The sequence below is a fragment of the Burkholderia diffusa genome, assembly GCF_001718315.1.
GTDB classification, from domain to species: Bacteria; Pseudomonadota; Gammaproteobacteria; order Burkholderiales; family Burkholderiaceae; genus Burkholderia; species Burkholderia diffusa_B.
In genome coordinates, this window is record NZ_CP013362.1 from 2686591 (window position 1) to 2705116 (window position 18526).

Genomic DNA, 18526 nt, shown 5'->3' on the forward strand with positions numbered 1-18526 from the left:
ATGCCAGCCACGTCCCATACGCCTCATGCCGACACGCTGCCCGTCCCGCTCGCGGAGCGCGTGATCGCACTCGCCGACGAAGCGGCGACCGAGGCCTTCGGCACCCGCTTCGCGCACGCGCTCGACGCGGCACGCAGCGAACTTGCCCATGCACACGCGTTCGACGGGCTGCAGATCCAGCTGATCGGCGACCTCGGCGCGGGCAAGACGACCCTCGTGCGCGCGATCCTGCGCGGCCTCGGCTATCCCGGGCGCGTACGCAGCCCGACCTACACGCTCGTCGAACCGTACGCATTCGCACGCGACGATGGGGAACTTGAGGTCTATCACTTCGATCTGTATCGATTCAACGATCCGGCCGAATGGTCCGACGCCGGCTTTCGCGAATATTTCAATTCCAGCGCGATCTGCCTCGTCGAATGGCCGCAACAGGCGGGCACCCTGCTCGGCGTGCCCGATCTGGTTTTCTCGCTCGACGTGGATGGCGACGGCCGCGTCCTCACCGTCAGGGCGTTCAGCGCTTCAGGAAAGGCATGTCTCGAAAGATGTTGATCAAACCGTTCCGCTCGATCGAATCGGCGGCCACCGCGACGCACAACTGGCGGCGCCGTCAGATCCTGTGCGCGGGCGCGTCGACGCTGGTGCTCGGCCTGGTCGCGCCGCGGCTCGCGCACGCGTCATCGGTGCTCGGCGTGCGCGTGTGGCCCGCGCGCGATTACACGCGTGTCACGATCGAATCCGACCAGCCGCTGCAGAATAGCCAACAGCTGCTGCAGGGTCCCGACCGGCTCGTCGTCGACCTGAACGGGCTCGATCTCGACCAGGCGCTGCGCGACCTCGTGTCGAAGATCGCGCCGAACGATCCGCAGATCCAGTCGGTGCGCGTCGGCCAGTATCAACCGCACGTCGTGCGGATGGTGTTCGACCTGAAAGGCTCGGTGAAGCCGCAGGTGTTCACGCTGCCGCCGGTGGGCACCTACAAGTACCGGCTCGTGTTCGACCTGTATCCGGCCGTCGCGCCCGATCCGCTGACCGACCTGATCGCGCAGACGGAGCGCAAGGAACAGGCGCTCAACGACAGCGCGCGCGCGCAGCAAGTGCAGCCGCCGACCGCGCTCGCCGGCCCCGCCGCGCCGCCGCCCGCCACGGGCGACAACAGCGACGCATTCTTCCAGCGCTTCGCGCAGAACACGCCGGCCACCCCGCGCACGCCGCCGGCCGCCGCGACGCCTTCCGCACCCGCGAAGCCGGCCGTCAAGCCGCCGCCCGTCATCGCACGCCGCGACGACAGCGAAGACGACGGCGACACCTACAAGTTCACCGCACCGAAATCGGGCAAGGGCGGCACCGTGCGCCTGCTGACCGTCGCGATCGATCCGGGCCACGGCGGCGAGGATCCGGGCGCGATCGGCGGCGGCGGCACGTACGAGAAACACATTGCGCTCGATATCGCGAAGAAGCTGCGAGCGAAGATCGACGGCGCGCCGAACATGCGCGCGATGATGACGCGCGACGCGGACTTCTTCGTGCCGCTGAACGTGCGCGTGCAGAAGGCGCGCCGCGTCGGCGCCGACCTCTTCGTGTCGATCCACGCGGATGCATTCACGACGCCGTCCGCGCATGGCTCGTCGGTGTTCGCGCTGTCTGACCACGGCGCATCGAGCGCCGCGGCGCGCTGGCTCGCGAACAAGGAGAACTCGTCCGACCTGATCGGCGGCATCAACATCAAGACCCAGGACGCGGCAGTCAGCCGAGCGCTGTTCGACATGTCGACGACCGCGCAGATCCGCGATTCGCTGCGCTACGGCAACTACGTGCTGAAGGAAGTCGGCGGCATCAACAAGCTGCACAAGGGCTCGGTCGAGCAGGCCGGGTTCGCGGTGCTGAAGGCGCCCGACATTCCGTCGATCCTGGTCGAGACCGCGTTCATCAGCAACCCTGACGAAGAACGCAGGCTCAACGACGACAGCTATCGCGACGAGATGGCCGACGCGATCTTCCGCGGCATCAAGCGTTACTTCGCCGCGAATCCGCCGCTCGCGAAGAGCCGGATGGCCTGACCGGCCGCCCTTCCCCGCCGCCGGCACGCATTGCGTGCCGGCGCGTCACGACGCCGCGAAGCGGCGCACCAGCCTTGCGCCGAACACGTTCACCGCGAGGCCGCCCATCACGAGCGCGGCGCCGATCAGTTGTGCGTCCGTCAGATGCTCGTCGAGCAACAGCGCCGACGACGCTAGCCCGACGATCGGCACCAGCAGCGAGAACTGCGCGACCTGCGCGGCCGGATAGCGCGACATCAGGCGGCTCCACAAGCCATAGCCGACCAGCGTCGCGACGAACGCGAGATAGACGACCGCGAAGATCGACGCGCCGTCGAGCCCGGCCAGCGCGGCCCCGATCCGCTGCGGCCCCTCGAACCAGAGCGACAGCAGGAAGAACGGCACGGGCGGCACGAGGCTCGCCCACACCACGAGCGACACCAGGTCGGCCTTGCCGACCTTTTTCGTGACGATATTGCCGAACGCCCACATCGCCGCCGAGCAGATGGTCAGCAGGAAGCCCGCGAGCGTCATCGCGCGGCCGCCCTGCGCGGCAATCACGACCAGCCCGCCCGCCGCGATCGCGAGCCCGATCAGGTTCTGCACACGCAGCCGCTCGCCGAGGAACAGCATCGCGAACACGAGCGTGAAGAACGCCTGCGACTGCAGCACGAGCGACGCGAGGCCTGCGGGCATGCCGACGTACATGCCGGTAAACAGGAACACGAACTGGCCGAGCTGGATCGTCGCGCCGTACAGGATCAGCATCCGCCACGGAATCTGCGGCCGGCGCACGAAAAACACCGCGGGCACCGCCGCGAGCGTGAAGCGCAGCGCACCGAGCAGCATCGGCGGCATGCCGTGCAGGCCGACCTTGATCACGACGAAGTTCACGCCCCACGCCAGGATCACGACCAGCGCGAGCAGCAAGTCCTTCGGGGCCATCATCTGCGCCTCCTCAATTGTCGGATGGTTTCCGGAAAGCCGATGAGTCTACCGAATTTCGCCGCACGGCCCGATACCCGCGCGGTGCACATGGAATCGGCGACCGATGCAACGACGGGGCGCGCGCACGACGCGTGCCCGCAGGCGCGCATCGCAGGAGAACCGCGAACCCGCCCGCACGCGCCCCGGCACGCACGTCGCCACCGCGCCGCCAGTACAATGACCGGCATTCCAGCCGTTGCCCACGAGGCTCGCCATGACCGATTCGATCAAAGCCCTGCTCAAGCCGCACATCCGCGACATCGGCAACCTGCAGGTGCGACGCACGCTGCCCGCGCTCGCCGCGCGCCTCGTCGGCCCGTTCATCTTCTTCGATCACATGGGACCTGCGACGCTGCCGGCCGGCACCGGGCTTGACGTACGCCCGCACCCGCACATCGGACTCGCCACCGTCACCTACCTGTTCGACGGCGCGATCCTGCATCGCGACAGCCTCGGCTCGCTGCAGGAGATCGTGCCGGGCGACGTGAACTGGATGACGGCCGGCCGCGGCATCGTCCATTCGGAGCGCACCCCCGACGCGCAGCGTGCGAGCGGCCACACGGTGCATGGGATCCAGACCTGGGTCGCACTGCCCATCGCGCACGAGACCACCGAGCCGTCATTCGAGCACCATGCGGCCGACACGCTGCCCAGGCGCGACGAGAGCGGCGTGTCGCTGACGGTGATCGCCGGCGACGCGTTCGGCCTGCGCTCGCCCGTCACGACGTTCTCGCGCACGCTGTACGTGGCCGCCGAATTCGCGGCTGGCGGCCGCCTCGAACTCGACGCATCGCACGAGGAGCGCGCGGTCTATGTGGTCGACGGCGACCTCTCGATCGACGGCACGCCGGTGCCCGCCGAACAGATGGCCGTGCTCGCGCCCGGCGCCACCGTTACGCTCGCGAGCGGCGGCGGCGCGCGTGCGATGCTGCTGGGCGGCGCGAAAATCGACGGCGAGCGCTTCATCGAATGGAACTTCGTCGCCAGCAGCCGCGACGCGATCGAGCGCGCGAAACAGGCATGGACGAACCAGGAAATGGGCAAGGTGCCCGGCGAAACCGAGTGGATTCCGCTGCCCGCATCAAAGCCGCGTTGAAAAAGGGGCACGCAGCCCCCACCCTGACGACATTCGAACGGAAGAGAACGACATGGACACCACGCTTGCCACTTTCGAGAAAGACGTCATCGAGGCGTCGCTGGACACGCCCGTGCTGGTCGACTTCTGGGCGCCGTGGTGCGGCCCCTGCAAGACGCTCGGCCCGCTGCTCGAAAAACTCGAAGCCGACTACGAAGGCCGCTGGAAGCTCGTGAAGGTGAACGTCGACGAGAACCAGGAGCTCGCCGCGCACTTCCAGACGCGCAGTATCCCGCACGTGATCGCGTTTGCCGACGGACGCCCCGTCGACCAGTTCATCGGCGTGCTGCCGGAAGGCCAGTTGCGCGCGTTCCTCGACCGGCTGCTGCCGGCGCCCGACGAAGCCGAACGCCGCGCCGCGCAATACGCGATCGCCGAATCGCGTCACGACGATGCGATCACACACCTCGAAGCGGCGCTCGCGCTGAACCCGGGCTTCGACGACGCACGGCTCGACCTGATCGAACTGCTGCTCGCGAACAACCAGGTGGACGCCGCGCGCGCCGAGGCCGAGCGCCTGTCGCCGCAGACGGTTCAGGGCGCCGATCCGCGCTATCAGGCGATCAAGACCCGTTTCGATGCGCTCGACGCGACGGCCGACCTGCCGCCGACCGACGCGCTCGAAGCGCGCATCGCGGCGAACCCGGCCGATCTCGACGCACGCTTCGACCTCGCACAGAGCCTGATCGCGCGACGCGCATACGAAGGTGCGCTCGAGCAGTTGCTGGAAATCGTGTTGCGCGACCGCGCGTATGGCGACGATCTCGGCCGCCGCACGATGATCTCGGTGTTCGAACTGGCGGGCGATCGCCCCGAACTCGTTGCCGCATGGCGGCGCAAGCTGAGCATGGCGCTCAACTGACGAACGACCGGCCGGCCGCGATGGGCTGGCCGAATCACGTTTCGCGCGTGGCGGTTCTGCCGCGCCGCGACATTCCCTTGCGCGTCGACCGGTTCCCCGATCAGCCCGCGGCCCGCGCCGCGATCGCCCGCAGCGCATGCGCGGCGGCCGCGAAGCCGAAGCTCGCGGTCACGCATACGCTCGAACCGAACCCCGCGCAGTTGAGCCCCGCGACATGCGCGGCGGCGGACGGCTCCGCGCCGTCCTCGATGTCGCACGCGGCCGCTTCCGGATAAATCAGCGGTTCGTCGGAATACACGGCGCTGACCTTGAAACGCGCCTTCGGCCCGCGCGGAAAGCCGTGCTGCTTGCGCAACTGCGCGCGCACCTTCGACAGCAGCGGATCCTGGATCGTCAGCGCGAGATCGTCGATGCGGATGCGCGTCGGGTCGAGTTGCCCGCCCGCGCCGCCGACCGTGACGAGCGGCTGCCCTTTTGCGACGCACCACGCGATCAGCGCGACCTTCGTGCGAACGCTGTCGATCGCGTCGACCACGTAGTCGAAGCCGCCGCCGAGCAGCGCGTCGAAGTTGTCCGGTTCCGCGAAATCCTCGATCCGGTTCACACGGCAAGCGGGATCGATCAGCGCGATCCGCTCGGCCATCGCGTCGACCTTCGGCTTGCCGTAATTGCCGTCGAGCGCGTGGATCTGCCGGTTCGTATTGCTTTCCGCGACGTTGTCGAGATCGATCAGCGTCAGCGTGCCGATCGCGCTGCGCGCGAGCGCCTCGGCCGTCCACGATCCGACGCCGCCGATGCCGATCACGGCGACGTGCGCGCGCTCGAACGCCGCGAGCGCGGGGGCGCCATACAGGCGCGCGATGCCGCCGAAGCGGCGCTCGCGATCCACGTCAAGCTGGATTGTCGGGCTCGGGGTAAGATCAGAAGAACTGTGCGGGGCAGCGTCGGCGGCGGGCATGGCAGCAAGGTAAACGTAAGTCGTGCAGCCCTCTATTTTGCCTGAACTCTTCGCCGACACGCGCTCCTGTGCACGCACGATTCTCGCGCGTTCGCTATACTGGCCCCCGATTGAAGCGTTTGCATAACATGACGACTCTCGCCGATCTCCGCATCAATTATTCGCGTGCTTCGCTCGACGAAGCCGATGCCGCCCCCGACCCCTTCGCCCAGTTCGATCGCTGGTTCAAGGAGGCGCTCGACGCCAAACTCCCCGAGCCCAACACGATGACGCTCGCCACCGTCGGCGACGACGGCCGGCCGTCGGCCCGAATCGTGCTCATCAAGGGGGTCGACGAACGCGGGTTCGTCTTCTTTACCAATTACGAAAGCCGCAAGGGCCGCGATCTCGCCGCCAATCCGCACGCGGCGCTGCTGTTCTACTGGATCGAGCTCGAGCGCCAGGTGCGCATCGAAGGCCGGATCGAGAAAACCAGCGCCGACGAAAGCGACCGCTATTTCGCGTCGCGCCCGCTCGGCTCGCGCATCGGCGCGTGGGCGTCCGAGCAGAGCGCCGTGATCGACAGCCGCGCAACGCTCGAAGCGCGCGAAAAGGCCGTGAGCGAACGCTACGGCGAGAACCCGCCGCGTCCGCCGCACTGGGGCGGTTATCGCGTCGTGCCTGACGCGATCGAGTTCTGGCAAGGCCGCCCGTCGCGGCTGCACGACCGCCTGCTCTATACGCGCGACGCCGCGGCGAAGTCGGGCTGGACGATTTCGCGCCTGTCGCCGTAAGCGCGGCTGCCGCGCTGCCGGCGCGCGCCGGCCGTGTCTCGTGTTGCATCCGGGCGCCCGCCTCGCGAGGGGCGCGCGCCGGTCAAGATACTTGGCTGTATTCGATTCAACGAACAAACGGAGAATCCAAATGTTCTGGGAAAAGAAGCTGGCACAGTGGGCGGACGAAGTACGGGCGAAAGCGAACATACCGGCGCGACTCGTGCTATGGAACGGCGATCAACTCGATTTCGGCACCTTCAGCGCGCCGCAGGTCACGCTGAAGGTCAACAGCGCGTCGGCGTTGCCGCTGCTGCTCGAACCGAGCCTCGACAATCTCGGCGAGGCGTACGTGAAGGGCAAGATCGACATCGAGGGGCGCCTGTCGGACATCATCAACATCAGCTACTCGCTCGCGCGCAGCACGGTCACCAGCGCAAGCAAGCTCGCGCGCGTGAAGCGCTACTTCAATCACACGAAAAGCACCGACAAGAAGGCGATCCAGTATCACTACGACGTCTCGAACGCGTTCTACAAGCTGTGGCTCGACGAGAACATGGTGTACTCGTGCGCGTACTTCGAGAACGGCGACGAGGATCTCGCGACCGCACAGATCAAGAAGATCGACCATATCCTGACCAAGATCCGGCTCGAGCCCGGCCAGCGCCTGCTCGACATCGGCTGCGGCTGGGGCGCGCTCGTGCTGCGCGCCGCGCAGAAGTTCGGCGCGACATGCCTGGGCGTGACGCTGTCGCAGAACCAGTTCGATCTCGCGACCGCGCGCGTGAAAGCCGCCGGGCTCGAGGACAAGATCGAGATCCGGCTGCAGGACTACCGCGAAATCGATGGGCAGTTCGATCGCATCACGAGCGTCGGGATGTTCGAGCACGTCGGCCGCAAGAACCTGCCGCTCTATTTCTCGCGCGTGCACGACCTGCTGACCGACGACGGCATCGCGATGAACCACGGAATCACGTCGACCGATGCCGAAAGCGGCGAAACGGCGCTCGGCGGCGGCGAATTCATCGACCGCTACGTGTTCCCGGACGGCGAGCTGCCGCACATCAGCCTCGCGCTCGAAGCGGCGCAGCGCGGCGGCCTCGAGGCGATTGACGTCGAAAGCCTGCGGCGGCACTATGCGCGCACGCTCGAGATCTGGACCGAGAACTTCGAGGCGAAGGCGGAAGAGGCACGCACGCTGGTCGACGACGAAAAATTCCGCATCTGGCGCGTGTATCTCGCCGGTTGCGCGTACGCGTTCGAGCACGACGACGTGTCGATCTTCCAGATCGTGTGCCGCAAGGCCGGACGCAGCGCGAAAACGCTGCCGTGGTCGCGGCGCTACATGTACGAACACACGCTGCCGCGCTAGGCGGCACTTCACGCTGGGCATGCATGGGTGACGGCAGGACGCGGCGCAACACACCGCCGCAACGACAGCAGCGCGACGTACCGGACGGGTCGCACGCCGACGAGCAGTTCGACCTGTTCGGCGCGTTGCCCGACGACGCGCGCGCGGCCGCGCCCGCGGACGACGACGCCCCCGCAGGCGCCAGCGAATGCGCGACGCCCGACCAACCCGACACTGCGCGGCCGGCGAAGGCGCCTCCCCGCGCCGACCGCGCATCGCGCAGCCCTCGCACCGACCAGGAGGTGGAACCGTCCTCTGCGTCCGGCCTGCTGTGGGACGAACTGTCGCCACCGACTGCGCCGGCGAAGCAGGCCCGGCGTCGGCGCGGCGTGCCGCCCGCACCGGTTTCCGCGGAAGTCGCCGACGCGGCGGCCGCGCTGCCGCCGAACGTGCGGCTCGGCACGTCGTCGTGGTATTTCCCCGGCTGGGACGGCATCGTCTACGACGGCGATTTCGCGCGAACGAAGCTGTCGCGCGAAGGGCTCGAGGCGTACGGCGCGCATCCACTGCTGAAGAGCGTGAGCCTCGACCGATCGTTCTACGGGCCGCTGTCGGTGGCCGACTACCTGCGCTATGCGCAGCAGGTGCCGGACGACTTCCGCTTCGTCGTGAAGGCGCCCGCGTCCGTCACCGACGCGGTCGTGCGCGGGCGGCGCGGCGAGCCGGCGGGCCCGAATCCGACCTTTCTCGACGCGCAGCTCGCCACGCGCGAATTCGTGCAGCCGTGCCTCGAAGGGCTCGGCAGGAAGGCCGGCGTGCTGGTGTTCCAGTTTTCCCCGATGCCCGATCAACTGCTCGCCGAACCGGCCGCGCTGATCGACCGGCTGTCGGCATTCTTCGCGGCGCTTCCTACGCTGCCGCCGGACGCCGACGGCACGCGCTACGCGATCGAGATCCGCGACGCGAGCCTGCTCACGCCGCGCTTTATCCGCGCGCTCGCGACGCTGGGCGTGCGCTACTGCGTCGGCCTGCATGCGCGAATGCCCGACCCGCTGCGTCAGGCGGCCGCGCTCGCGCTGCTTGACGGAGATGCGCCGGGCCCGTTGATCGTGCGCTGGAGCCTGCATGGCGGCTTCAAGTACGAGCAGGCGAAAGCGAAATACGAGCCGTTCGACAAGCTCGTCGACGAGGATCCGGCCACGCGCGCGGCGCTCGCCGAGCTGGCCGCGCGCTACGCGCTGGCCGGACAGCCCGTGATCATCACGATCAACAACAAGGCGGAAGGCTCCGCGCCGCTGTCGTGTCTCGCGCTCGCGCGCGAGATCGCCGCCGTATGCGCGCACTGGCGCAGCGAGGCGGCGTAAGAATCGCGGCGCGGGCGCCGGTCGCGCGCCGGCGAAACGGTTACGCGCCGCGCAACGACTTCAGCCGGTGCGAGAATTTCTGGCGGAATTTCGCGAGCTTCGGCCCGATCACGACCGAGCAGTAGCCCTGCCCCGGATTGCGCGCGTAATAGTTCTGGTGATAGTCCTCGGCCGGCCAGTAGTTGTCGTCGAGCGGCACGACCTGCGTGACGATCGGCTGCCCGAACACCTGCTCGCGCTCCAGTTCGCGGATCACGTCGAGCGCGATGTCGCGCTGCGTGTCCGAATGCGTGAACACGACCGAACGGTATTGCGTGCCGACGTCGTTGCCCTGCCGGTTCAGCTGGGTCGGATCGTGCGTCGCGAAGAAGATCTCGAGGATCTCGCGATAACCGATGCGCGTCGGATCGAACGTCACCTGCACGACCTCCGCGTGACCGGTGTCGCCGTCGCATACGTCGCGATAGCCGGGATTGCGCGTATGGCCGCCCGCATAGCCCGACTGGACGGCCGTCACGCCGTCGACATCGAGAAACACGGCCTCCGTGCACCAGAAGCACCCGCCGCCCACAGTCGCGGTTTCAAGCATCTCGTTCACCATGAAATCATTACCTCGTTGATGACAACGGCCCGCACGCGGACGCGCGCCGGCGCCGCCGGTCCCGCCGGTCCATATGGCCGCGGCCCGGTTGCCCGGTGCGCAGCGGCGTGTGCGTTCAAGTATCTCACTCGTGCGCAAATCCGGCAGAACCGCAAGCGCGCCGCGCACGACTCGCTGCGCATTTCTCGACTACACTTAGGCACGCTTCGCCGCGACGGCACACCGTCCGGCTGCACGCAGCGTCCGATGCCTGCCCGCCCTGATGCCAACGTCATCTGCCGGAACATCGATATGCACGCCTTGACAGAAACCGCCCGCATTGCGGGCCCGACCGCCGGCGGCCCGCGCGCCGTCGCCTTCACGTCCTCGCGCCGCCGTGCGCACATTGCGCCGCGATCCGGCGCACCGCGTTTCCCCGCTTTCCCGACCTGATGCCCAGCACCGCGCGTCCTCGATCGCGCGCGGCCGCCCGTGCATTCCCGTCACGCAATCTGTTCGACCCGCACGTTCGCAGCGAACGGCCGTGCGCCCGCAATACGATACGACTGAGAGAGGCACCACGATGAGCATGCGGCCCGACCCGACATTTCACGCTTCGCCGGAACTTGCGATGCAGGCGCCGGCGGAGGAATTTGCCTATACGTTGTTGCTGAGTCCCGATTTTTCCAGACCCGACGCGCTCGCCGTGATCGACGTGAAACCGGGCTCGGCGAGCTACGGCAAGATCGTGCATACGGTGACGATGCCGAACACCGGCGACGAATTTCACCACTTCGGCTGGAATGCGTGTTCGTCGTCGCTGTCGCCGCTGACCGGCCACGCGTTCCTCGAGCGCCGCTTCCTGATCATCCCGGGCCTGCGTTCGTCGCGGATCTACGTGATCGACACGAAGCCTCACCCGACGCAGGCGCGCATCCACAAGATCATCGAGCCCGACGAAGTTTTCGCGAAGACCGGCTATTCGCGGCCGCATACGGTTCATTGCGGCCCCGAAGGCATTTATGTGAGTACGCTCGGCGGCGCGGGCAAGGACGGCACCGACGGCGCGCCCGGCATCTTCATCATGGACTGCGAGACGTTCGACGTGCTCGGCCGCTGGGAGATCGACCGCGGCCCGCAGGACAAGCATTACGACTTCTGGTGGAACCTGCCGCGCGACTACATGGTGTCGAGCGAATGGGCGCTGCCGCCGCAATTCGAGAACGGCATCGTGCCGGAAGACCTGCTCGCGAACCGCTACGGCCACCGGCTGCATTTCTGGGACCTGCGCGCGCGGCGCAACGTGCAGACGATCGATCTCGGCGCGCAGCACCAGATGGCGCTCGAGGTGCGGCCCGCGCACGATCCGGTACGCGAATACGGGTTCGTCGGCGTCGTGGTCGACACGAGCAACCTCGAAGGATCGATCTGGACCTGGTGGCGCGAGGACGGCCGGTTTCATGTGAAGAAGACGGCGACGATTCCGCCCGAGCCTGCCGCGGCCGACGAACTGCCGCCGCTGCTCAAGGGGTTCGGCGCCGTGCCGCCGCTCGTGACCGACATCGACCTGTCGCTCGACGACCGTTTCCTGTATGTGTCGTGCTGGGGCACCGGTGAGATGCGCCAGTACGACGTGTCGGATCCGCATCGTCCGGTGCTCGCGGGATCGGTGCGCATCGGCGGCATCGTGCGCCGCGCGCCGCACACGAACGGCCGCGCGTTCGCCGGCGGCCCGCAGATGGTCGAGATCAGCCGCGACGGCCGCCGCGTGTACTGGACCAACTCGCTCTACTCGACGTGGGACGACCAGTTCTATCCGGACGGCGTGCCGGCCGCGCAGGTGCTCGCGCATGCGGGGCCGGATGGCGGGCTGGCGCTCGCCGACGATTATTGGGTCGAGTTCCCCGACGGCTATCGCGCGCATCAGATCCGGCTCGAAGGCGGCGACTGCTCGACCGACTCGTTCTGCTATCCGTCGGTCAGGCGTTGAGCACCGGCCTCTCCGCGCCGCTCGTGCTGTGGGCGGCCGTACTCGCGAGCGGCGTCTATCACGGGCTCAATCCGGCGATGGGCTGGCCGCTCGCGGTGTCGAACGCACTGATGACGCGCCGCGGCGGCGCACTGGTCGCGGCGCTCGGCTATCTCGCGCTCGGCCATGCGCTCGCGGTATTCACGGTGATGCTGCCGTTCGGGCTGCTTGCCGTGCTGCTTGAGTGGCAGTCGGCGATCCGGATCGGCGCGAGCGCCCTCGTGATCGGCTTCGGCGCGGCGCTGCTGATCCGGCGGCGACACCCGCGTGCGCTCGCGCGGATTCCGGCCGCGCGGCTCGGATTCTGGTCGTTCGCGGTTGCGCTCGCACACGGCGCGGGGCTGATGCTGGTGCCGATTTATCTCGGGCTCTGCGGGCTCGACCGGGACGCCGGCCATCGCGCGGCGGCCGCGCTCGTCGATGCGCATCTCGGGATGGCGCTCGTCGTCGCGGCCGTGCACGCAGCCTCGATGATCGGCGCGGGCGGCGTGCTCGCGTGGCTCGTGTACCGCTATCTCGGGCTGAAGTTCGTCGCGCGGAGCTGGTTCAATCTCGATGCGGTGTGGGCGTCCAGCCTGATCCTGACGGGTGCGGTGTCGTTCGGGCTGGCGGCGCGATAGCGCCCGGCTCGCGCGCGAAGCGCGCCGCCGACGGCACCACGACGAAAGATGCGCGAACCACCGCTCCAGCACGACGCCGGCGTCGCGCGACAGTGTTCGTTACCGCACGCTCGCCCCTCGACGGGCCGCCCGCACGGGCCCGGCGGTCGCGATTCCGCTAAAATCGGGCCATGCGCACCACTTCCCAACCGACCGCCCTGGCCTTGCCGCCTTTCGTCCGCCGCGCCCCTCGCATCCGCCGCGCGCCGCGCCCGTCCGTTCCGTCCCGGATCGCCGCCCGATGAACCACGCCACCCCGCCGGATTTCGACTCGGCCGCCTTTCGCCAGGCGCTCGGCCAATTCGCGACCGGCGTCACGGTCATCACGACGCGTGCGCCGTCCGGGCAGCTGATCGGCATCACGGCGAGCTCGTTCAACTCGGTGTCGCTCGACCCGCCGCTCGTGCTTTGGAGCCTCGCGCACAAATCGGCGTCGACCCCGGTGTTCCGCAACAACAGCCATTACGTGGTGAACGTGCTCGCGGCGTCGCAGCTCGACCTGTGCAAGCGCTTCTCGACGTACAAGGGCGACCGCTTCGAAGGGATCGCGCACGCGGCCGGCAACTCGGGCATGCCGGTGCTCGACGGCGCGCTCGCGTGGTTCGAATGCCACAATCGCAGCCGCTACGACGAAGGCGACCATGTGATCTTCGTCGGCGAAGTGGAACGCTGCGGCGTGCGGGCCGCATCGGATGCCGCAGCGCCGCTCGTGTTCCACGGCGGCGGCTTCCACGGCCTCACACAGCTTTGATCGCCCCCATGCGGGCCAGCCCGACCGGCGCGCCCGCTTCGTCCTTCAGCGTCTGCAACACGATGTTCGAACGGATGTCCATCACGCCCGGCGCCTTGTAGAGCCGGTTCAGCACGAAATCCGAATAGTGCTTGAGGTTGTGCGCGAGCACGCGCAGCAGATAGTGACTCTCGCCCGTCACGACGAACGCGCCGACCACCTCCGGCCATTCGCGCAGCGCTTCCGCGAAGCGCTCGTGCCATTGATTTTCTTCGTTGCGCATCGATACCTGCACGAACGCCTCGAGCTCGAAGCCGAGCTTCTCGCGGCTCAGGCACGCGCGATAGTGCTCGATCACGCCCTGCTCTTCGAGCAAGCGCATGCGGCGCAGACAGGCGGACGGCGAGAGCGAAATCCGCTCCGCCAGGTCGAGATTGCTGATTCTGCCCTCCTCCTGCAGTACCGCCAGAATCCGGCAGTCGGTGGCATCGAGCGTGATCGCGTGCATTTTTGGTCCCCGTTTTCCCTCTGAGTCGAATTATCTGCCAATCGGGCGGATTGTCCATGTTTATTTCGCAAGCACTTTCTGCGAGCGTCCACCTATCATTCGAAGGATCGATTCACCGGTTCGTCATGCCATGGACACACTCTGGGACATCTCGCCGCCCGTCAGCCCCGCCACCCCCGTGTGGCCGGGCGACACGCCGGTTTCCGTCGAACGCGTATGGCGGATGGAGGCCGGCTCGCCGGTCAACGTCGCGCGCCTGACGCTGTCTCCGCATACGGGCGCACACTGCGACGCGCCGCTCCACTACGACGCCGACGGCGCTCCGATCGGCGCGGTGCCGCTCGATACGTATCTCGGCCCGTGCCGCGTGATTCACTGCATCGGCGCGTCGCCGGTCGTGCGCCCGGCCGACATCGAGGCGGCGCTCGACGCCGTGCCGGCGCGCGTGCTGCTGCGCACCTATGCGCGCGCCAGCGTCGAGCAATGGGACAGCGGCTTCTGCGCGGTCGCGCCCGAAACCATCGACCTGCTCGCCGCGCGTGGCGTGAAGCTGATCGGCATCGACACGCCGTCGCTCGACCCGCAGGAATCGAAGACCATGGATGCGCATCACCGCGTGCGCGCGCACCGGATGGCGATCCTCGAAGGAATCGTGCTCGACGACGTGCCGCCCGGCGACTACGAGCTGATCGCGCTGCCGCTGAAGCTCGCGACGCTCGACGCGAGCCCCGTGCGTGCGGTGCTGCGCGCGCTGCCCGGCCGGTCCGCCTGATTCACCGAACCACTGACCCGAGAACCACTGACCCGACATCATGATCAAGACCCGTGAAGACGCGCTCGCCCTCGACCGCGACGACCCGCTCGCCCCGCTGCGCGGCCAGTTCGCGCTGCCCGACGGCGTGATCTATCTCGACGGCAACTCGCTCGGCGCGCAACCACGCGCGTCGGCCGCCCGCGCGCAACAGGTGATCGGCGCCGAATGGGGCGAAGGCCTGATCCGCAGCTGGAACACCGCCGGCTGGTTCGCGCTGCCGCGCCGCCTCGGCGACAAGCTCGCGACGCTGATCGGCGGTGCATCCGGCGAGACCGTCGTGACCGACACCATCTCGATCAACCTGTTCAAACTGCTGTCGGCGATGCTGCGCCACCAGGCCGAGCGCGCGCCGGAGCGCCGCGTGATCGTGTCGGAGCGCTCGAACTTCCCGACCGACCTGTACATCGCGCAAGGGCTGATCGAACAGCTCGGCGGCGGCTATGAACTGCGCCTGATCGACGATCCGGCGGACCTGCCCGGCGCGCTCGGCGCGGACACGGCCGTCGCGATGATCACGCACGTGAACTACCGCACCGGCTACATGCACGACATGCCGGCCGTCACGCAGCTCGTACACGACGCGGGCGCGCTGATGCTGTGGGATCTCGCGCATTCGGCCGGCGCGGTGCCGGTCGACCTGAACGGCGCGCATGCGGACGGCGCGGTCGGCTGCACGTACAAGTACCTGAACGGCGGCCCCGGTTCGCCGGCGTTCGTGTGGGTGCCGCACCGCCATCACGCGCACTTCTCGCAACCGCTGTCGGGCTGGTGGGGCCACCGTGCGCCGTTCGCGATGCAGCCGGGCTTCGCGCCCGATCCGGGCATCGCGCGCTTCCTGTGCGGCACGCAACCGATCGTGTCGATGTCGATGGTCGAATGCGGGCTCGACGTGTTCCTGCAGACCGACATGCACGCGATCCGGCGCAAGTCGCTCGCGCTGACGGACGCGTTCATCGCACTCGTCGAGGCCCGCTGCGCGGGCCTGTCGCTGAAGCTCGTCACACCGCGCGCGCATCATCAGCGCGGCTCGCAGGCGAGCTTCGAACACCCGCACGGCTACGAGGTGATGCAGGCGCTGATCGCGCGCGGCGTGATCGGGGACTACCGCGAACCGTACGTGCTGCGCTTCGGCTTCACGCCGCTCTACACGCGCTTCGTCGACGTGTGGGACGCCGTCGAGACGCTGCGCGACATCCTGGCCACCGATGCGTGGAAGGCACCCGAGTTCGCCGAGCGCGGCGCGGTGACCTGACCGGTTTTTGCCCGGCGCGCGCCGCGCTGACATGCGCATTGCGCGCCGCGCCCCGTCATTCAATTCTGGAGAGAGTCGTGAATTCTGGTCATATGCAGCCACCCGGCGACGATGCGCCGGCGGGCTGCCCGTTCTCGGGCGCACGCGCGGCCCAATCGGCACACGAAGCCCCGCACGTGCCCGGCGATGCGTCGGGCGAAGCCGGCTGGCACAACGCGCAGCTCGATTTCTCGAAGTCGATGAGCTATGGCGACTACCTGTCGCTGAATTCGATCCTCGACGCGCAGCATCCGCTGTCGCCCGATCACAACGAGATGCTGTTCATCATCCAGCATCAGACGAGCGAGCTGTGGATGAAGCTCGCGCTGTTCGAGTTGCGCGGCGCGCTCGACGCGGTGCGCGGCGACGCGCTGCCGCCCGCGTTCAAGATGCTCGCGCGCGTGTCGCGCATTCTCGAGCAACTCGTGCAGGCGTGGAACGTGCTGTCGACGATGACGCCGTCCGAGTATTCGGCGATGCGGCCGTACCTCGGCCAGTCGTCGGGCTTCCAGTCGTACCAGTACCGGCAGCTCGAATTCCTGCTCGGCAACAAGAACGTTCAGATGCTGCAGCCGCATGCGCACCGGCCCGACATCCTCGAACAGGTGCGTGCGACGCTCGAGGCGCCGTCTTTCTATGACGAGGTCGTGCGCCTGCTCGCGCGACGCGGCTTCCCGATCGCACCCGAGCGGCTCGAGCGCGACTGGACGCAGCCGATGCGGCACGACGAAACCGTCGAGGCCGCGTGGCTCGAGGTCTACCGTCATCCGCAGCAGCACTGGGAGCTCTACGAGATGGCCGAGGAACTCGTCGATCTCGAGGACGCGTTCCGCCAGTGGCGGTTCCGTCACGTGACGACCGTCGAGCGCATCATCGGCTTCAAGCAGGGCACGGGCGGCACGAGCGGCGCGCCGTATCTGCGCAAGATGCTCGACGTCGTGCTGTTCCCCGAGCTCTGGCACGTGCGCACCACGCTGTAACGGACGCGCGCGTCGTGCGCCCGCGCGTCACGACGACGTGCGGGCCAGCTCCTCCCCTTCGCTCGGCAACGCGGGTTCGCGCGTGAGCCGCGGAATGTGCCGCCGCATCGCGAGCAGCGCGACGCACACCACGCTCATCGCGACGGCCAGCATCGTCAAATACGCCGTCGCACCGCCCGCAGTGATGACAATCGCGCCCACGAACGCGCTGAGGATCGCGCCGAGCCGGCCGAACGCGAGCGCGCTCGCGGTGCCGGTCGCGCGCACCGCCGTCGGGTAGATGTACGCGCACAGCGCATACATCGTCGACTGCACCGCGTTGACGAACAGGCCATGCACGCCGAGCCCGACGATCAGCCAGCCCGTGTGGCGCCCCGCATCGACACCCAGCAGCCACACTGCGCTCGCCGCGCCGCCGATGCTGCACAGCGCGAGCGGCCAGCGCGAACCCGCATGCGCGATCGTCCACGCGCACAGCAGCGCACCGATCACGCCGCCGAGGTTGTACGCGGTGAGTCCCGAACCCGCGACCGACACGCTCAGCCCGCTCGCGGCTAGCATCGTCGGCAGCCAGCTGAACGCCGCATATACGGCGAGCAGGCACATGAAGAACGCGCACCACAGCGCGATCGTGTCGCGCGCCTGGCCGCCGGCGAACAACGCGCCGAAGCCGGCGCGTGCGCCGGGTGCGCGTGCGTCGCGAAGATCGGTGAACGCGGTGCCGGGCGCGACCGGCCGCTGCATGCGCGCGAGCAATGCGCCGAGTTCCGGCCAGCGTGCGGGGCGCCGCGCCAGGAAACGCGGCGATTCGGGCAGCGCACGCACGAGCACGAAGCCGAGCACGAGCGGCAGCGCGCCGCCAGCGAAGAACAATCCGCGCCAGCCGTAGCGCGGCAGCACCTCGTGCGCGAACAGCCCGGCCAGCATGCCGCCGAGCGGCACGCAGACGATCGTCGCCGTCACCATCATCGTGCGACGCCGCGCGGGCGTGTATTCGGCCGTCATCGTCGTGGCCGTCGGCAGCGCGCCGCCGATCCCGAGCCCCGCGCAGAAGCGCAGCATCGCGATCGTCGCGACATTCGGCGCGAAGCCGATCGCGCAGGTCGCGATGCCGAACAGAAACACGCTGCCGATCAGGGCCTGGCGGCGCCCGAAACGGTCCGCGACGAGGCCCGCGCACGCGCTGCCGATGCCCATCCCGATCAGCCCGGCGGCCACCGCCGGCGCGAATGCGCCGCGTGTGATTCCCCATTCCCGGATCAGCACCGGAATCGCGAAGCCGATCAGCTGGCCGTCGAAGCCGTCGAGCACGATCGCGAGCGCGGCGAGCAGCACCACGCAACGCTGCATCGTCGTGAACGGTCCGTCGTCGAGCGTCGCGCCGATGTCGACCGGTGGCGGCTGCAATCCGTCGCGCGTGCTCATGCGACCTCCCGTGCGCCACGCGTCGGCGGCAAGGTGCGCGCACGGCGCGCGGCAAGACAACG

The 18526-nt window shown here is 68.3% G+C and carries 18 protein-coding genes; 13 read left to right on the forward strand and 5 right to left on the reverse strand.

Translation table 11 applies throughout. The features are described from left to right. Nucleotides 1-552 (forward strand): tRNA (adenosine(37)-N6)-threonylcarbamoyltransferase complex ATPase subunit type 1 TsaE, encoded by a 552-nt coding sequence (gene tsaE, locus WI26_RS12395; RefSeq protein WP_059540133.1) that lies wholly within the window; start codon nt 1-3, stop codon nt 550-552. After that, nucleotides 534-2060, forward strand: coding sequence for an N-acetylmuramoyl-L-alanine amidase (locus WI26_RS12400; protein ID WP_069226056.1), 1527 nt, complete (start codon nt 534-536; stop codon nt 2058-2060). The genes tsaE and WI26_RS12400 overlap by 19 nt, the downstream gene beginning before the upstream one ends. Before the next feature lie 45 nt (nt 2061-2105). Here the strand turns inward: WI26_RS12400 and WI26_RS12405 are convergent, their stop codons facing one another. Next, nucleotides 2106-2984: an EamA family transporter gene (locus WI26_RS12405; RefSeq protein WP_208604136.1), complete on the reverse strand. Its 879-nt coding sequence runs from the start codon at nt 2982-2984 to the stop codon at nt 2106-2108. 256 nt (nt 2985-3240) lie between these two features. On the opposite strand from WI26_RS12405, the gene WI26_RS12410 reads away from it, so the two are divergent. Together WI26_RS12410 and trxA are read left to right on the forward strand one after the other, a co-directional pair. Then, complete coding sequence (locus WI26_RS12410) at nt 3241-4122, forward strand: pirin family protein (protein WP_069226058.1); 882 nt, start codon at nt 3241-3243, stop codon at nt 4120-4122. A gap of 52 nt (nt 4123-4174) precedes the next feature. Continuing rightward, nucleotides 4175-5023: a thioredoxin gene (gene trxA / locus WI26_RS12415; RefSeq protein ID WP_059540130.1), complete on the forward strand. Its 849-nt coding sequence runs from the start codon at nt 4175-4177 to the stop codon at nt 5021-5023. A 100-nt stretch (nt 5024-5123) separates the two neighbouring features. Here the strand turns inward: trxA and tcdA are convergent, their stop codons facing one another. Beyond that, nucleotides 5124-5981 (reverse strand): tRNA cyclic N6-threonylcarbamoyladenosine(37) synthase TcdA, encoded by an 858-nt coding sequence (gene tcdA, locus WI26_RS12420; protein WP_059450059.1) that lies wholly within the window; start codon nt 5979-5981, stop codon nt 5124-5126. 128 nt (nt 5982-6109) lie between these two features. Here tcdA and pdxH point away from each other — a divergent pair, with 128 nt between their 5' ends. The 3 genes from pdxH to WI26_RS12435 all read left to right on the forward strand — a co-directional run bounded on the left by pdxH (nt 6110) and on the right by WI26_RS12435 (nt 9448). Further along, the gene (pdxH, locus tag WI26_RS12425; protein WP_069226059.1) at nt 6110-6754 is read left to right on the forward strand and encodes a pyridoxamine 5'-phosphate oxidase; all 645 of its coding nucleotides are present in this window, start codon (nt 6110-6112) and stop codon (nt 6752-6754) included. A gap of 130 nt (nt 6755-6884) precedes the next feature. Beyond that, entirely contained in the window at nt 6885-8105 is a 1221-nt protein-coding gene (locus WI26_RS12430) for an SAM-dependent methyltransferase (RefSeq protein ID WP_059465655.1), read from the forward strand. A gap of 23 nt (nt 8106-8128) precedes the next feature. Further along, nucleotides 8129-9448 (forward strand): DUF72 domain-containing protein, encoded by a 1320-nt coding sequence (locus tag WI26_RS12435; protein ID WP_069226060.1) that lies wholly within the window; start codon nt 8129-8131, stop codon nt 9446-9448. Nucleotides 9449-9488: 40 nt separating this feature from the next. Here WI26_RS12435 and msrA read toward each other — a convergent pair whose 3' ends face one another. Next, on the reverse strand, nt 9489-10049 hold the full coding sequence (gene msrA / locus WI26_RS12440; RefSeq protein WP_069226061.1) for a peptide-methionine (S)-S-oxide reductase MsrA: 561 nt from the start codon (nt 10047-10049) through the stop codon (nt 9489-9491). A gap of 562 nt (nt 10050-10611) precedes the next feature. On the opposite strand from msrA, the gene WI26_RS12445 reads away from it, so the two are divergent. The 3 genes from WI26_RS12445 to WI26_RS12455 all read left to right on the forward strand — a co-directional run bounded on the left by WI26_RS12445 (nt 10612) and on the right by WI26_RS12455 (nt 13467). Then, entirely contained in the window at nt 10612-12018 is a 1407-nt protein-coding gene (locus tag WI26_RS12445; protein ID WP_059540148.1) for a selenium-binding protein SBP56-related protein, read from the forward strand. Beyond that, nucleotides 12015-12677: a hypothetical protein gene (locus tag WI26_RS12450; protein WP_069226062.1), complete on the forward strand. Its 663-nt coding sequence runs from the start codon at nt 12015-12017 to the stop codon at nt 12675-12677. Before WI26_RS12445 ends, WI26_RS12450 begins: the two co-directional genes overlap by 4 nt. A gap of 280 nt (nt 12678-12957) precedes the next feature. Further along, the gene (locus WI26_RS12455) at nt 12958-13467 is read left to right on the forward strand and encodes a flavin reductase family protein (RefSeq protein WP_059540126.1); all 510 of its coding nucleotides are present in this window, start codon (nt 12958-12960) and stop codon (nt 13465-13467) included. On the opposite strand, the gene WI26_RS12460 is transcribed toward WI26_RS12455, so the two are convergent. Further along, complete coding sequence (locus WI26_RS12460) at nt 13454-13954, reverse strand: Lrp/AsnC family transcriptional regulator (protein ID WP_044844460.1); 501 nt, start codon at nt 13952-13954, stop codon at nt 13454-13456. The two genes, WI26_RS12455 and WI26_RS12460, sit on opposite strands and share 14 nt — an antisense overlap. Before the next feature lie 130 nt (nt 13955-14084). Between WI26_RS12460 and kynB the strand changes: the two genes are divergently transcribed. From kynB to kynA, 3 genes are all read left to right on the forward strand, one after another. After that, the gene (gene kynB / locus WI26_RS12465; protein ID WP_059540125.1) at nt 14085-14726 is read left to right on the forward strand and encodes an arylformamidase; all 642 of its coding nucleotides are present in this window, start codon (nt 14085-14087) and stop codon (nt 14724-14726) included. Nucleotides 14727-14766: 40 nt separating this feature from the next. After that, a complete protein-coding gene (gene kynU, locus WI26_RS12470) occupies nt 14767-16020 on the forward strand; it encodes a kynureninase (RefSeq protein ID WP_069226063.1) in 1254 nt (417 codons plus the stop codon). Nucleotides 16021-16112: 92 nt separating this feature from the next. Further along, entirely contained in the window at nt 16113-17039 is a 927-nt protein-coding gene (kynA, locus tag WI26_RS12475; RefSeq protein WP_059465662.1) for a tryptophan 2,3-dioxygenase, read from the forward strand. A 27-nt stretch (nt 17040-17066) separates the two neighbouring features. Here kynA and WI26_RS12480 read toward each other — a convergent pair whose 3' ends face one another. Continuing rightward, a complete protein-coding gene (locus WI26_RS12480; protein WP_069226064.1) occupies nt 17067-18464 on the reverse strand; it encodes an MFS transporter in 1398 nt (465 codons plus the stop codon). Nucleotides 18465-18526: the final 62 nt, after the last annotated feature.

Bases quoted from the DNA above. Each gene is read 5' to 3' on its own strand.
- WI26_RS12410 (WP_069226058.1), top strand. From the start codon at position 3,241: ATGACCGATTCGATCAAAGCCCTGCTCAAGCCGCACATCCGCGACATC.
- WI26_RS12480 (WP_069226064.1), bottom strand. From the start codon at position 18,464: ATGAGCACGCGCGACGGATTGCAGCCGCCACCGGTCGACATCGGCGCG.
- WI26_RS12445 (WP_059540148.1), top strand. From the start codon at position 10,612: ATGAGCATGCGGCCCGACCCGACATTTCACGCTTCGCCGGAACTTGCG.
- WI26_RS12435 (WP_069226060.1), top strand. From the start codon at position 8,129: ATGGGTGACGGCAGGACGCGGCGCAACACACCGCCGCAACGACAGCAG.
- trxA (WP_059540130.1), top strand. From the start codon at position 4,175: ATGGACACCACGCTTGCCACTTTCGAGAAAGACGTCATCGAGGCGTCG.
- WI26_RS12400 (WP_069226056.1), top strand. From the start codon at position 534: ATGTCTCGAAAGATGTTGATCAAACCGTTCCGCTCGATCGAATCGGCG.
- msrA (WP_069226061.1), bottom strand. From the start codon at position 10,049: ATGGTGAACGAGATGCTTGAAACCGCGACTGTGGGCGGCGGGTGCTTC.
- WI26_RS12455 (WP_059540126.1), top strand. From the start codon at position 12,958: ATGAACCACGCCACCCCGCCGGATTTCGACTCGGCCGCCTTTCGCCAG.
- kynU (WP_069226063.1), top strand. From the start codon at position 14,767: ATGATCAAGACCCGTGAAGACGCGCTCGCCCTCGACCGCGACGACCCG.
- kynA (WP_059465662.1), top strand. From the start codon at position 16,113: ATGCAGCCACCCGGCGACGATGCGCCGGCGGGCTGCCCGTTCTCGGGC.
- pdxH (WP_069226059.1), top strand. From the start codon at position 6,110: ATGACGACTCTCGCCGATCTCCGCATCAATTATTCGCGTGCTTCGCTC.
- WI26_RS12430 (WP_059465655.1), top strand. From the start codon at position 6,885: ATGTTCTGGGAAAAGAAGCTGGCACAGTGGGCGGACGAAGTACGGGCG.
- WI26_RS12405 (WP_208604136.1), bottom strand. From the start codon at position 2,984: ATGGCCCCGAAGGACTTGCTGCTCGCGCTGGTCGTGATCCTGGCGTGG.
- tsaE (WP_059540133.1), top strand. From the start codon at position 1: ATGCCAGCCACGTCCCATACGCCTCATGCCGACACGCTGCCCGTCCCG.
- kynB (WP_059540125.1), top strand. From the start codon at position 14,085: ATGGACACACTCTGGGACATCTCGCCGCCCGTCAGCCCCGCCACCCCC.
- tcdA (WP_059450059.1), bottom strand. From the start codon at position 5,981: ATGCCCGCCGCCGACGCTGCCCCGCACAGTTCTTCTGATCTTACCCCG.
- WI26_RS12460 (WP_044844460.1), bottom strand. From the start codon at position 13,954: ATGCACGCGATCACGCTCGATGCCACCGACTGCCGGATTCTGGCGGTA.